Below are 14430 nucleotides of genomic sequence, written 5' to 3'. Positions count from 1 at the left end.
GGTTTGCCTGTTCCTGTGGCTGATGAGTATGCTTACATAAGTAAGGAGATTTTCACTCATTAATCTTTGTCAGTATTTGTCGGAAATTAGTAGATTAAAACGCTTTTATATTATGTTAAAATAAAGTAGCAACTGAATATTGTGAGGGTGGTTGGTTGTCGCTCTTCTTTCCTACTGGGGAAAGGAGGTGATAATCATGGAAACATTTCTTGGCAGAAAGAAGCATACACTCTGCATAAGTGCAACTAAGACATTTGCCGAAAAGGATTGGCAAATGTCAAGTTTTCTAAAATTTTTACGAGAAATTCTGAAAGGGATCGTGCGTGAATCAAGTGCTTTTTTCTTTCGGAAAAACATACTAGAAGACAAGAAAGCCACCCCGCGCCGTCACAAGCAAAAGGGTGGTTCTCATAAATAAATCAAATATTTAAGACAACCACCACCCTGACGGTAGAGGTTGTGAGAGAAGTGTATTAATACACTTCTCTCTTTATCTATATCCATTATACATAAAATTATTCTAAATTTCTATAGGTTAGCCTACACTATTTCGAATAAAAGGTAATTATTGAGGCGATGGAGTGTCTTAGGTTAAAAGTTTCTATTATATCGCATATATTGCAAAGACCGGTTATTGAATTGGGACAAAGGATTCACGGACAAGATATCCGCCCTTGTGAGTTTGTTATCGGAATTCATCACTGAGATATCAGTACTCGTGGTAAGATATCGGGAATCACTACCAAAGAACTGAAAGGGCAGATTCTTCGTCCCTTGTTAAACTTTTATAATTTTATATAGAATGAAGTGTTGTGAAAATCCACGTATAATTTTACGTAAAATAATGGTATAATACTAACAAAAGGAGTTGATATTATGCCTAATATTAAGCCGGTGTCTGATTTAAGAAATTATAATGATGTTTTAAAAGATATATCTATGGGTGATCCAGTTTTTTTAACAAAAAATGGAAGAGGGAGATTTGCTATTCTTGATATAGAGGAATATGAAAAAAACCAATCTACAATCAAGCTTCTTTCAAAATTAATGGAGGCTGAGAGGGCCATAAAAGAGGGGGATGAATGGCTAACTGAGGAACAAGTTAAAAAAGACTTAGGAGTATAATTTTATGTGTCAATTAAGAATCAATCCCCTTGCAAAACAAGACTTGTTTGATATCAGAGAATACATTACCAAAGAGCTTGACAATCCTGGTGCTGGGGTAGATACAATTGAAAATATCATGGGGTGTTACGAAAAGCTGAAGGGTTTCCCTATGCTAGGTATTGAGTTATCATCGAAAATGGATGTTCCAACAGATTATAGATATTTAATTTGTGGAAATTACCTTGTTTTTTACAAATTAGATAAAGTCTATGTATCCATTTATCGAATTCTTTATTCAAAACGAGATTATATAAAAATACTTCTTGGTGAAGAAAAAGGTGAAATGAATAGTGAATAACAAGGGATCTACAGGGACAGACCCTTCGTCCCAACTTGCTCTGAGTGCGCACTATTAGGAATTTTCGGATCTGGTCCGCATCTTTTTATGCTTTTATTTAATAGGCATCCACACATTAATGTTGGTTTAGATGAGTTTTCAATGTATGAGAAGGTATTTTGAGAAAGGGTCTTCTCCAATTTTTAATTAAATCGTTGAAGAAAGTTGATTGGAGAGTTGTTTTTTATCTGAAGCAAGGTCGGTTACGTGGCTGATTAGTATTAGTATGACAGAGAGTAGTTCAAAAAAAGAAGCAGGAGTGGTACCATTCCTGCTTCCCGCTAGCTATACCTGAATTGCCAAGTCCCCAGCTGCTTTAACTTTAACTCTTGTTGCATTACCAGGAAGATAAGCAAGTGGTACGCTCTCCATGTCTACAATTTCTACCTTTTCACTATCTGCCCCGGCTTTAATCGTTTCTGAAATAGCGAGCTCTTTTGCTTGTTTTAGTATTTCTTCTCTATTTTCTTTGTTAATGGAATAAATTTTTTCAATTTCCCCACTGATTTGTGAAATAGCTGAACCAATTGCATTTGCAACACCGCCATTTTCGGGTTGGTATACTTGAGATGCGCCTTTAATTTCATTTGGAAATAAGACACTTCCTCCACCGACAAAAACTACTGGCATATCGGCTGCGCTTGTTTTTATCTTGTCAACAGCTTCTTCTATCATTTCCACCATACGCTTGTAAATCGCTTCTAATAGATTTTTGTCAAGTTGTGCGACATTTTCCGGATTTCCTAGTTTTACTTTGCCCAGGGCTACGGCTACATCTGTCGTAGTTAGAGTGGAACCGCCGAATACAAGTGCTTCTTCCAGAAGGCGGTGACCTACACTGTCAGGACCAACTGTAAATGTATTGTCCTCAGCAACGCGAATAATGGTTCCGCCTCCTAATCCAATGGAATTAATATCTGGCATACGGAAATTAGTACGAACGCCACCTAACTCGACCGCGAGAGATGATTGTCTTGGGAATCCTTTTACTAATACACCAACATCTGATGTGGTACCTCCGACGTCAACAATAATTGCATCCTTATTATCCGATAGAAATGATGCTCCACGTAAACTATTTGTCGGCCCACATGCAACTGTTAGAATTGGATATTTTAACGTATATTCTTTGGACATTAATGTTCCATCATTTTGACAGAAAAAGACTTTCGCATGAATACCGTTATGTTGAAGTGCCTTTTCAAAACCATCTGCAGTTGTTTTCGCTACATTGATAATAGAAGCATTTAAAATGGTTGCATTTTCTCTTTCTAGTAAACCAATGCTTCCTACTTCACTAGAAAGAGAAATCGAAATATCATTTCCTAATACTTCACGTAAAATCTCCTCGGCCTTCGTTTCATGTGTTTGGTCTACAGGGGAGAAGATGGACGTAAGAGCAATCGAATCTACTTTTCCTTTAATTTCCTCCGCAATGGAGCGAATTCTGTCTTCATTTAACGTATTAATTTCGTCTCCATTATATTCGTGTCCGCCTTCAACCATATAGGTGTGTCCTCCAAGAATTGCTTGTAAATCTTCTGGTACACCGGCAAGTGGCTTAATGGCTGTCGCGGCAGGAGCACCGATTCGGATAGTGGCTACTCGATTTAGTTTTTTTCTTTCTACAATAGCATTCGTACATTGGGTTGTACCAAGCATGGCAAATTCAATATTTTCAACATTTACTTTAGCTTCTTCTACAAGTTGATGGATTGTATTATAAATGCCTGTTTCTACGTCTTCTGTAGTTGGAGTTTTTAAGGAATGAATAACCTTCATATTTCGGTCTAAAAGAACTCCATCCGTATTTGTACCACCTACATCAATACCTAAACGATAATTCATGATTTATTTTCCTGCCTTTCTGTTCAATTCTTCTACTGGTGTATAGTCGTTGTCATATCCAAAATAACGTGGACCAGCAACTTCAATTCCTCTTTCGGTACGCCATTTTTTATCAGCAGGAATGCCAATTATTGTCGTTCTTGCTCCATATCTCAATCCTTCTGTTGTGAAAGGAAGGGAAGTTTCCGTATCTAATGCACAGATTAAATCAGGTGTCATGCAGAGGATATTGTTATTTGTTTTTGCCATAAGATTTTCATTTTGAAATTCCAAATAACATTGCTCCCCTTTATCTTGACCTAGTCCTTCGATGGTTGCCATCCCGCGTACAAAGCCACCATCCGTTTTCCGTTCAATATCAGTAACTTTTCCAGTAAATAGTTTAAATCCACCTAAAAGTTTTAAAATCTCGTCGATTGGATTTTGTTTATTCTGTTTTGCTTCTCGAATGGTACGGCCGATTTCCTCTTCCAATGTTAAGGAACGGTAGATACTTGATTCTTTTACTTGTTTTCCAGTCATTGGGTAAATAGCGTTTATGACCGATCCACCCATAACCATTGTTGCAGAACGAGCTATGTTTTCTGCCCATTTTCCATTCACTGTATTTAATACCATATTATTTCCTTTTTCATCAGCCAGAACCATTGGTGTTGTACTGACATCATTTAAATAAAAAGTAACCATTTGTAACTCTGGAAAGGCTCGTCCCATACCATCTGCATCGACAACGGGTAATCCAATAGATGCAGCTAATGCGAGTGGTAATAGGGAGTTGACGCCGCCAGCTTCAATCGGCATCGTTGCTTTAATCGTTTTATTTAATACCTTTTCTAATGATTTAAAAGCTTGTTGTGCTTGATCGCCACTAGGGATTTTTTCTACTAATACAGTAGGGGCGCCCATCATTGCAGAAGGGACAATCATATCATCATCTTCAATTTCATCGACATCAAGTAATTTCACTGGTCCGTGTTCTTCAATGGCTTGAAGTGCCATCATTTTTCCAACGAATGGGTCTCCACCACCGCCAGTACCTAATAAAGCTGCTCCGATTGCAATATTTTCTATTTCTTCTTTCCCAATTAATCTCATGCTGCATCCTCCTTGAAAGTTGTATTCCTATTTTTTAAAACAAATCCAATAACGATTTGGATGATAAAGGCTACTAAAAATGCATCGATACCTGATGCACCTGTTTTTGTAAATAATCCAAATCCTCAATTAAACTTTTGTCCTTCATCTATATCACTTCCAAACCTATGAATTAAGTATTGATTCATTAAATATGTTGCTTGTTTCAAATTCCTTTGGATATCGTCTTTTTCATAAATGATAATTCCCCAAAATAAACCATTTCCGAGAAAAATAAAATAATCGATGATTTCTTTTATTTCTTCTCTATCTAAATGGGGATATCTTATAACGATTATTTCCATCAATTGGGTAACCAACCAAGAATCATAGGTTTCTAAATAGTGACGTACCTCTTCTTTTATATCAGGTATAGAGGAGTTCACCATTAACACATATGCTTTAGTCTCTTCCTGGTTTGAAGTATGATGGAACGTTATCTTGTTCAATAATTCAGAAAATAATATGTGCAATGAATCACTTTGATATTGTTCAAAGGTTTCTTTCATGCTAGAAAAGTGATGGTTTAGAATTACTTTTATCGCTTCGATAAACAATTTCTGCTTGTTTTCGAAAAAATGATAAATCGATGCTGGCTTAATTCCTACATCTTCCGCTATTTTTCGCATTGAAGCCCCTTGATAACCATGTTCTGCAAAATTCCTAATTGTCGCTTCGATAATTCTGTCCTTTGTCATTTTTTCCTCCCTAACGTTTGTTAGGTATAATAGCACTACTTTTTAGTATCGTCAATATTTTTTAAAAATTTATTTTTAGTAAAATAGTGGAAACCAACTTAATATTGAGTGGATTGTAAAAGTAGGTGAAGCGGCGGAGTTGTGGGGGGTACCTCATCCCAGCTTACTGAAAAGGAATTGTCATCTGGATATCAGCACACATGGTCAAGATATCGGTAAACACCGTTGGAATATCAGCACACACGGGCGAGATATCGGTAAACACCGTTGGGATATCAGCACACACGGGCGAGATATCGGTAAATATCGTTGAGATATCAGCACACATGGTCAAGAAATCGGTAAACTCTGTAGGGATATCAGTACTCATGAGCAAGACATCAGTATAAACCTTGGAATATCAGCTCACGGTCAAGAAATCAGTAAACACCGTAGTAATATCAGTACTCATGTGTAAGATATCAGCATACACCGTAGGGATATCAGTACTCGGGGACAACCGTGTAAATGGTATCTCGGCTTTAAAAGGTGAAAAAAAGACTAAATAGAAAAAGCTATTCTCTAAATAAACAGAGAATAGCTTTTTAAACAAACGTTTTCAGAATGGATCTCCTATAAAGTTATTTTTCTAGTTTTTCTATACGCTTTATTAGCATTTTAGTTGTTTTCAATTATGACCAATTTTCGCCAATTCATTTAAGTTATTCATGAATCGGCCGATTATTCATTGGCTTTATTGTCCTCCAATATAAACCGGAAATGACAGTTACCTTCTTTTAAAATATATTTATCATGTTCCACTTTGAAATCGGGATTAAATCCTCTAGCTACTGCAGGATCAATCATTTCACAATATAAAATTCCATATTCATGCATATCATCATCTGCCCATTGTTGGCCAAAGGGGCATACGGTGAAGTTTTGTTCAATTTCTCCTTCTTTATATTCCGTTGTGTAGGTGAATAGTTCACTTCTACCCATATCATAGTTTGTTAGGTAGTTTTCTCTCGTATTTTCTTCTCCATTTGCCCGAGCGCGTTGTGCGATTCCGCGACCACGTTCCTCGCCAAAAGTGCGGACACCTTCTCGGATTGCATCTTTTCCTTTTTCTCCGAATCTATCAACAATAACTTTAGAGATTTGTGCAAAGAGCTTTGCCATTAAAGCATAATTTGTTAGATTTTCATATTTCCTCACCGCTTGATGATTTCTAGGAATATAGCTATATAATCGATGAATTACGCCTTCTTTAGTGGCTTGAAGAGCAATTTCTTCTGCATCTTTATATCCGAAATTTTGAACTCCTTGTTGAAACAAAGCTTTTCCTTCTTCTCCAAACTGGGTAATGACTGATTTTTCTAAGTGTGTAAAAAGTTTGGCAGTAATGTTATCCATTGACAATGGTGGTATATGAACTTTTGTTTCACTCAAAATAATACACTTCCTTCAAATTAATAGATTGACAATATTCTTATCTATATTATACTAATTCTATTATAATTGTAAATATATCCGTTTACTAGGAATTGTGGAGGAGTAATCATGAATTTAACAACTGAGAGCATTATCATTTATGCAGAAATAGCTATTTATCTTCTTATTGTATTAGGAATCGGTGTATATTTCAGTCGAAAAAAGATGCAATCATCCGATTACTTTCTAGGTGGGGATAAGATACCTGGATGGGTTTTAGCCTTCTCTGAGAGAGCAACTGCAGAATCAGCTTATATGTTCTTAGGTGCGGTTGGTTTCATTTATTTAGCTGGTTTGTCCGGTGTTTGGCTACTGTCTGGAATGTTTATCGGGATTATCTTTTCTTGGAGTTTCTTAGCAAAAAGGTTTTACCAAGAGAGGAAAAAATATAATGTCTATACGTTGCCAGATTATTTCGCAGTAAAATACCCAGAGCATGGTAGAACGATTCGACTATTATCAGCCATTATTATGGGAGCATTTTCCCTATTTTACATAGCGGGGCAGTTTTCAGGAACAGGAAAAACGTTGTATTCGATTTCTGGTATTGATATTACTTTAGGCACGATTGTTGTCGCTATTATTGTTATTGCATATTCCTGCATGGGTGGATTTATGTCCGTTGCGTGGACAGACGCTGTTCAAAGTGCACTCATGTTGCTTGCCTTTATTATCGTACCAACTGTAGCTTTCATAGAAATACAGCAAAACGGTTTATCGATAAGCGAGTCGCTAGCTTCGATGGGTAATGGAGGAAACAGGTGGTTAGGTGGCCTTTCTGGATTAGCACTTGGAGCGATGTTATTAACAAACTTTTCTTGGTTTTTTGGCTTTCTTGGTGGTCAGCCACAATTGAGTACACGCTTTATGGCAATTAAAAACGAGAAAGAACTAAAAACTGCGAAATGGGTGGCATATTTATGGACTATTGTCGTGTATATTGGCGCTTTCTTGGTAGGTATTTTTGGATCGGTTCTATATAAACAAGGCACGATTGCAGATTCGGAAATGATTTTACCTTACATGGTTTCTGAGCTATTGCCACCTTGGATTGCAGGAATCATTTTTGCTGCTATTTTAGCTGCAATTATGTCGACGGCGTCATCTCAATTATTAGTTGTGATGACATCTGTTAGTGAAGATATTATTCATAAGACATTTGGAATTAAAGCGAACGAACGCAACATATTAAAAATATCAAGGATTACGGTTATTGTAAGTGGGATACTTGGAATTGTTATTTCGTTGTTATCCGAATCATTTGTCGGTGGTGTCGTTGGTTTTGCTTGGGCTGGAATAGGGAATACATTTTCTGTCGTTGTACTTTTAACGTTCTTTTGGAAAAAGACATCTGGAATTGGTGTCATAGCAACCATCATTACAGGCTTTTTTAGTGCCATTATTTGGACGCTTTCTCCGCTAGAAGCTATCGTATCAGCCAGAGCTGGAACCTTTTTTGTGTGCCTAGCAGTTGGAATTGTATTTAGTCTATTATATCCAGATCGTAAATCAAAAGGAGAAACAACTGTTTGAGGAATGTACGATCCGAGGGACAGGGATGTTTATATTAAAATTACTGATAATTAAAACGAACGTTTGATTTATTAGGAGTTCATTGGTTTAATATGTCTAATTTACTATGAAATTGTAGTAAATAGTTCTAAATAAATGGTAATTATCACCATAAATGTTAAAGTCTTCTCTAGCTATGACTTGTTGTGATTTAGGAAAATCTGGCTATGGTCAATCTTCCGCAGCTTGTGTTACCCTCATCCTAGATGGTCGTTATTCCTGAATGGCTCCCTTTTCTATAATGATGGATAGGGAAGCGTGGATTAACATTATCTGTCTTTTAAAAAGTCGCCTAAATGATATTTTAGGTGAAATTTGTGAAAAATACTTGGAGAGGATGGGAAACTTGAAAAAATTAGGTAGAATCACAGCTGTTTTAGTAATAGCAGGAGCTTTAGTTATTGGAACTAACTTCTCTGCAAATACGGTAGAAGCAGCGTCAACTAGTAAAACGATAGGATCTACCTCCCTTGGAAGTAAGTGGAGAGATGGTGAGATTGGATTCCAGGCGGGGTGTGCATTATCAGAATGGCTTGGTTGGTTTAAATGCCATCCTTCACAGGTTCCTTGGTAATTTCGAAGGGGAAAGGTTTTAAAATGGATGACGTAAAGGAAAGCGAGTAGCAATAGTGGCTACTCGTTTTCTAGTTGCTGCGTAATTTTTATTCTGTCCTCTAAAATATTTACCTTCGTTAATCTCATCCAAAATGGAAATATTATAAGAGGGGTTGGAGGTTATTAGGTGTAGCACCAATTGGCTTATCGTGCAGCAGGGGATTTTTAAAGTTTAGGGAAAATAACGGATTACTGGTTAAAGCAAAGGATATTTGCAAGAATGTAGAGAATTGTAGGAACAGGCTCCCTGGCTGTAAACCAATAATTTGACTCCCAAAAAAATATAAAATCTCATGTTTGACACTAAAAATCGCCAAAAACACTGCTAAATCAATGTTTATGGCGATTTTTTTAAGGCATAAAACTGCGTACTATTTTTCCCTTTTGGTTTGTTTAAAAATTTTTTTCATATTTTTTTGAGTAACTATTTCGTAGTCAGTTCTAAAGCCAAATGCATCATGTAATGCATCCGTAATTTCTGTTCGAGTATATACAGGTATGTATCCTTCTCCATCCAATTCTAGCATGTTCATATTTCTTAACGTACTAATTAATTCAGGACATGTAAATCTTTCATCCAACTTTTTTTCTAGAATGCGATAGATCAATAAGGACAAAAAGCATGTTAGAAAATGTGCCTTTATTCGGGTTTCTCTTTGCAAGTAAACTGGTCGAGCCTGGAATTCACTTTTTAGTATTCGGAATGTCTCCTCAATCTCCCATCGCCCATGATTTATCTTAATTATTTCCTCAATAGTTGATTCTAGATTGGTACATACGGCATAAAATCCATCATACATGGATTCGTTATCAATCTGTTTCTGATTCAGAGTTGCTTGCGTCTTATCCGCAATTTCACCATTGTCTGTTACATGTGTCGCTTTAATGAATCTCTTTGGGTCATTCTGATTATGTTTATTCAACGAGCTTGGATTTTCCATCTTTTTCTTCGCTCGTTCAACTTGTTTAGCTCGAATGGATGATTGATAACGCTGATAAACAGGGGAGTAGGTGACAATTAACTTTTGTTCTAGATCATTTTCCTTGATCCAACGCTCTTTGTAGTACGTTCTCTGGTCATTTTCGAGATTGCGAATGTCATTCAAATTTATCTTTTTATTACTTCCTGGTATTCGCCACCCTTCAGGATCCAGAGACCATTCCTTCAAAAATTTCTTCAGTTTTTTGATAGACTGCGTAGTTACAAAGGCGCGTTTTCCTCGAGTATTATATATCCGATTCTTATTTGAAGATAGACCGGCATCTGTACATACAACAAATTTTGAAAGGTTAAAGTCCTTTAAAATACGACGTTCCAACGGTTTCAAGGTTGTTTGTTCATTTCTATTTCCAGGTGTCATACTAAAAGCAAGTGGAAGGCCTGACCCATCCATGAACAGTCCCATTTGAACAATTGGGTTGGGGCGATTTTCTTTAGAAACTCCATATTGTTTTAAACCGTCTTCTTCTTCGATTTCAAAGAAAAAGTTTGTGCAGTCATAATATAGAATCTGTGTGTTTCTATCCACTACATTTAGACTGTTTTTATACACCATTTCCTCTATGTAATCTGATTGCTCGGCGAGGACACCAAGTGCCCGATAAATTTGATGTGACTGAAAATGTGCAGGTTCAAGTAAGTCTTTCGAATGTTCAAACGTTCCTTTTTTAGAGGTCGGATGTAGAATCCGTAAATAAAGAAGGCGCGAAAGTATTTCATTCAGATCATATTTGAATTCATACTCCTGAGATATCTTCTGGCAAATTTTATCCAGTTTTAACCCATGGTAAATAGATTGTAAAAAGAGGTAACCAGCATTAAATAGCGTCTGTTTATTCAATGGTATTTGCTTGGCAGGACTGTATTTGGTGACGATTTTATAGTTTCGTTCCTTTTCTTCCAGTGTTAACTTTTTAGCGTATTCTTTTGCCCAGGTATAGGGATCCACACCAGGATGCTTTTCTAAAATTTCTTTGTCATTTCCCAAGGCTTCAACAACTTTGGTTGTCCTTTTATTGCCCCGATAAATATCTTTAATTACAAAATAAGACTTGGAATTTTTAGAACGACTCACTTTAATACGCATAAAATTACCCCCAAAGCAGCTAATGTTACCTTAATTATAGTATATTACGAAATGTTACGCAATAAAATTATGAAAAATTTGACAAAAAAATAAAGCCGTACCAAGGCTTTTGAGCGTTTTTTTTATTTTAGGGTGTCAAACTCCCGCAGCAGGGGATTTTTAAAGTTTAGGGAAAATAACGGATTACTGGTTAAAGCAAAGGATATTTGCAAGAATGTAGAGAATTGTAGGAACAGGCTCCCTGGCTGTAAACCAATAATTTGACTCCCAAAAAAATATAAAATAAAATAAAGATGTAACCAAAAAGTATACATCGGAGGTAGGACATTATGAGTAAATCAAAGGTAGCAGTTATCACTGGTTCAGCACAAGGTATCGGTAAAGGGTTAGCAGAAAAGTTGGCAGCAGATGGATTTTCCATTGTATTGAGTGACTTAAATGAAACTGTTTTAGAAGAAACAAGGAAGCAATTTCAAGAAAAAGGGGTTCAAGTAACATCATTTGTTGGTAATGTGACAAAACCCGAAGATCAAGAAGCTCTTGTTCAGCATGCAGTTGATACATTTGGCAGTGTCGATGTATTTATTAATAACGCAGGTGTGGAAGGACAAGTGGGACCACTTACACATGTTGATCCGAAGTCAGTTGATTTTACTCTTGATGTTAATATTAAGGGTACTATCTACGGCATTAAAGCAGCGGCAAATCAAATGAAAAAACAAGAAACAGGTGGTAAAATCATTAACGCTTGTTCAATTGCTGGTCAAGAAGGCATGGAAATGTTAGGCATTTATTCTGCAACTAAATTCGCAGTGAAGGGATTAACACAAACTGCTGCAAAAGAATTAGCAAAAGATAAAATTACCGTAAATTCATATTGTCCTGGTATTGTTGGCACTGGAATGTGGGAAAGATTAGATGAAAAAATGATGGAACATATGGGAACGAAAAAAGGAGAAGCGTTTGCGAAGTTCACAGAAGGAATCGCGCTTGGACGTCCTCAAACTCCAGAAGATGTAGCTAATCTTGTTTCGTTCTTAGCGTCACCTGCTTCAGATTATATTACAGGCCAAAACATCTTAACAGATGGCGGTATGGTATTTAATTAATATAAAGAAAAGCTGGGACAAAGTATTTCAGCCAATGAAAAACCCGAACTATCACGTGAAATTCTAATTTAGAGTTTCGTAATAATTTGGGTTTTTTATTATATCGCTTAAGTCATATCCTCATTGCAAAGAGGGAACCGTTAATCCATCATAGCGCTAACGGCTGAAAGGTCTGCTAGTTCAATTGGCTTTCTAGTAAATGCGTAACCATTTTACAAGTCTGAAATATGCTATAAGAAGGTGTGAACCTGTGGAAAGGAAGAAAAGAATGTGGCAAAAAAAGTAACCAAAACAAATGCAGTTCGTTTGATTGAGCAGCAAAAGATTCCCTATGAATTATTAGAATATAACACTGAAGACGGAAAACCGGTAGATGGTATTTCTGTTTCCGAAAAAATCGGTTATCCTCATGAATACGTTTATAAAACATTAGTTACTACAGCTGGTGCAAATCGTTACTACGTCTTTGTTGTGCCTGTTGCAAAGGAATTGGATTTGAAAAAAGCAGCTAAGGCGATAGGTGAGAAGAAAATTGAAATGCTTGCAATGAAGGATTTACTATGTCTAACTGGTTATATTCGTGGTGGTTGCTCACCAATCGGTATGAAAAAAATGTTTCCAACCTATATTAATGTAAGTGCAGAAAAGTTGGAGTTTATGATTGTTAGTGCAGGAAAAATTGGAATGCAGTTAAAAATAGCACCACAAGATTTGGCCGAAGCTTGTCGGGCAAAGTTTGCGGATATTATTTCTTGAAAATAGGTGAAATTTTGGTTTGAAGGAGAATAATTTACAGATAAAATTACAAAACGGATGAAACAACAAAAGCTGCCTAATAACATATTAGACAGCTACCTTAAGGATTATTAGTATTTTTTAATGACTTCTTGTCCACGGACATTCCATGTAAGAGCAAATAAAACAACAGCTAGGGCACAAGAAATAGTTAGAAGAATAAATCCTGCATTCCAACCAGATCCCTCTACTACTGCCCCCATAATGGCGTTTGCTGCAACAGAACCACCTAGGTAACCGAATAAACCGGTTAATCCAGCAGCGGTACCTGCAGCTTTTTTAGGAACAAAGTCAAGTGCTTGTAAACCGATTAACATTACTGGCCCATAAATTAAGAATCCAATAGCAATTAATGCAATATGGTCAATCAATGGATTTCCAGCAGGATTTAACCAATAAACAAGAACTGCAATTAATACGCCTAGCATGAAAACTACACCAGCTGGTCCACGGCGACCTTTAAATAATTTGTCAGAAATCCAGCCACATAATAATGTACCTGGAATACCAGCCCACTCATATAAAAAATAAGCGACACCGGATTCATTCATATTGAAGCCTTTTTCCTCACTTAAATAGGTTGGAGCCCAGTCTAGAACACCGTAGCGAACAAAATAAACAAAAATGTTCGCAATTGCAATTGCCCAAACCCATTTGTTATTTAATACATACTTAAATAAAATTTCTTTTGTGGTTAACTCTGTTTCAAATGTTTTCTTCGATTTACTTGGATAATCATTACGATGTTCTTCAATTGACGGCAAACCAACTGATTGTGGAGTATCACGAATAAGCATATATGCAACAATGGCTACTAAAATAGCAACAATTGCAGGTATAATGAATACCCCTTCATATCCGATAAAGTGTGCACCAAAATATGTGGAGATTATGGAAACACCTGCAATAGCCAATGGAGCCATTAGTCCTCCACCAACATTGTGTGCCACATTCCATATTGCGGTTTTACTACCTCTCTCATTAACACTGAACCAGTGCACTAACACGCGACCTGATGGTGGCCAGCCCATACCTTGAAACCAACCATTTATAAATAACATAATAAACATAATAGTAACTGTCGATGTAAAGAATGGAACAAATCCCATTAATAAATTAATGATAGCAGATAAGATTAAACCAGCTACTAAGAATATTCTGGCGTTGCTCCTGTCCGAAACAGTACCCATTACAAATTTACTAATTCCATATGCAATAGATATAGCTGATAAGGCCAGACCTAATTCCCCTTTTGAAAATCCTTCTTCTTGTAGATATGGCATTGCTAAAGAGAAGTTTTTACGAATTAAATAATAAGCTGCGTAACCGATAAAAATACCAATAAATACCTGTAACCTTAGCTTCTTATACTCAGAATCAATTTGATCCTCAGGTAACCTTTTCACTGCTGGAGCAGGTTTAAATAGTTTTAACATACTAACCCTCCTAAGATGAAATATACAAATAGATGAAATGTTGTTAAATGCGAGGAATAAAAAAGAAACTAATTAAGTTCTAACCCCCTTTGTAATAGAAAGAACGAAAAAAATTCAACTAAAATCTACACACTTGTTGGGTGTACAATTATTAGTTGA

General features: G+C 36.4%; 13 protein-coding genes. 7 read left to right on the top strand and 6 right to left on the bottom strand.

All coding sequences use genetic code 11. From position 1 onward, the window contains the following. The first annotated feature begins 196 nt into the window (after positions 1-196). The 3 genes from MHI02_RS16940 (at position 197) to MHI02_RS16930 (ending at position 1465) form a co-directional block, all read left to right on the top strand. Complete coding sequence (locus MHI02_RS16940; RefSeq protein ID WP_047186566.1) at positions 197-418, top strand: hypothetical protein; 222 nt, start codon at positions 197-199, stop codon at positions 416-418. 458 nt (positions 419-876) lie between these two features. After that, positions 877-1125: a type II toxin-antitoxin system prevent-host-death family antitoxin gene (locus MHI02_RS16935; protein ID WP_047186567.1), complete on the top strand. Its 249-nt coding sequence runs from the start codon at positions 877-879 to the stop codon at positions 1123-1125. Between the two features lie 4 nt (positions 1126-1129). Continuing rightward, the gene (locus MHI02_RS16930) at positions 1130-1465 is read left to right on the top strand and encodes a type II toxin-antitoxin system RelE/ParE family toxin (protein ID WP_060669186.1); all 336 of its coding nucleotides are present in this window, start codon (positions 1130-1132) and stop codon (positions 1463-1465) included. 324 nt (positions 1466-1789) lie between these two features. Here MHI02_RS16930 and MHI02_RS16925 read toward each other — a convergent pair whose 3' ends face one another. The 4 genes from MHI02_RS16925 to MHI02_RS16910 all read right to left on the bottom strand — a co-directional run bounded on the left by MHI02_RS16925 (position 1790) and on the right by MHI02_RS16910 (position 6615). Beyond that, the gene (locus MHI02_RS16925) at positions 1790-3352 is read right to left on the bottom strand and encodes a hydantoinase/oxoprolinase family protein (protein WP_341166137.1); all 1563 of its coding nucleotides are present in this window, start codon (positions 3350-3352) and stop codon (positions 1790-1792) included. Between the two features lie 3 nt (positions 3353-3355). After that, a complete protein-coding gene (locus MHI02_RS16920; protein WP_047186570.1) occupies positions 3356-4447 on the bottom strand; it encodes a DUF917 domain-containing protein in 1092 nt (363 codons plus the stop codon). A 125-nt stretch (positions 4448-4572) separates the two neighbouring features. Next, a complete protein-coding gene (locus MHI02_RS16915; RefSeq protein WP_341166136.1) occupies positions 4573-5184 on the bottom strand; it encodes a TetR/AcrR family transcriptional regulator in 612 nt (203 codons plus the stop codon). Between the two features lie 720 nt (positions 5185-5904). Next, positions 5905-6615: an L-2-amino-thiazoline-4-carboxylic acid hydrolase gene (locus MHI02_RS16910; protein WP_047186573.1), complete on the bottom strand. Its 711-nt coding sequence runs from the start codon at positions 6613-6615 to the stop codon at positions 5905-5907. Between the two features lie 111 nt (positions 6616-6726). On the opposite strand from MHI02_RS16910, the gene MHI02_RS16905 reads away from it, so the two are divergent. Beyond that, entirely contained in the window at positions 6727-8190 is a 1464-nt protein-coding gene (locus MHI02_RS16905) for a sodium/proline symporter (RefSeq protein ID WP_047186574.1), read from the top strand. Positions 8191-8575: 385 nt separating this feature from the next. Further along, on the top strand, positions 8576-8803 hold the full coding sequence (locus MHI02_RS16900; RefSeq protein WP_060669237.1) for a hypothetical protein: 228 nt from the start codon (positions 8576-8578) through the stop codon (positions 8801-8803). Positions 8804-9215: 412 nt separating this feature from the next. Here MHI02_RS16900 and MHI02_RS16895 read toward each other — a convergent pair whose 3' ends face one another. Beyond that, a complete protein-coding gene (locus tag MHI02_RS16895) occupies positions 9216-10931 on the bottom strand; it encodes an IS1634 family transposase (protein WP_047184088.1) in 1716 nt (571 codons plus the stop codon). 329 nt (positions 10932-11260) lie between these two features. On the opposite strand from MHI02_RS16895, the gene MHI02_RS16890 reads away from it, so the two are divergent. After that, positions 11261-12040 (top strand): acetoin reductase, encoded by a 780-nt coding sequence (locus MHI02_RS16890; RefSeq protein WP_047186576.1) that lies wholly within the window; start codon positions 11261-11263, stop codon positions 12038-12040. Positions 12041-12310: 270 nt separating this feature from the next. After that, positions 12311-12796 carry a Cys-tRNA(Pro) deacylase gene (ybaK, locus tag MHI02_RS16885; RefSeq protein ID WP_047186577.1) on the top strand — a complete coding sequence of 162 codons (486 nt, stop codon included), beginning with the start codon at positions 12311-12313 and terminating at the stop codon, positions 12794-12796. A gap of 110 nt (positions 12797-12906) precedes the next feature. Here ybaK and glpT read toward each other — a convergent pair whose 3' ends face one another. Beyond that, positions 12907-14271 carry a glycerol-3-phosphate transporter gene (glpT, locus tag MHI02_RS16880; protein ID WP_047186578.1) on the bottom strand — a complete coding sequence of 455 codons (1365 nt, stop codon included), beginning with the start codon at positions 14269-14271 and terminating at the stop codon, positions 12907-12909. Positions 14272-14430 lie beyond the last annotated feature (159 nt).

Origin of the sequence: Oceanobacillus sp. FSL K6-0118 (genome assembly GCF_038006665.1) — a bacterium.
In the GTDB taxonomy this organism is placed as follows: Bacteria; Bacillota; Bacilli; order Bacillales; family Amphibacillaceae; genus Oceanobacillus; species Oceanobacillus caeni.
The sequence above is the reverse complement of the archived record's forward strand: the minus strand, read 5'-3'. Positions and strand labels throughout refer to the sequence as shown.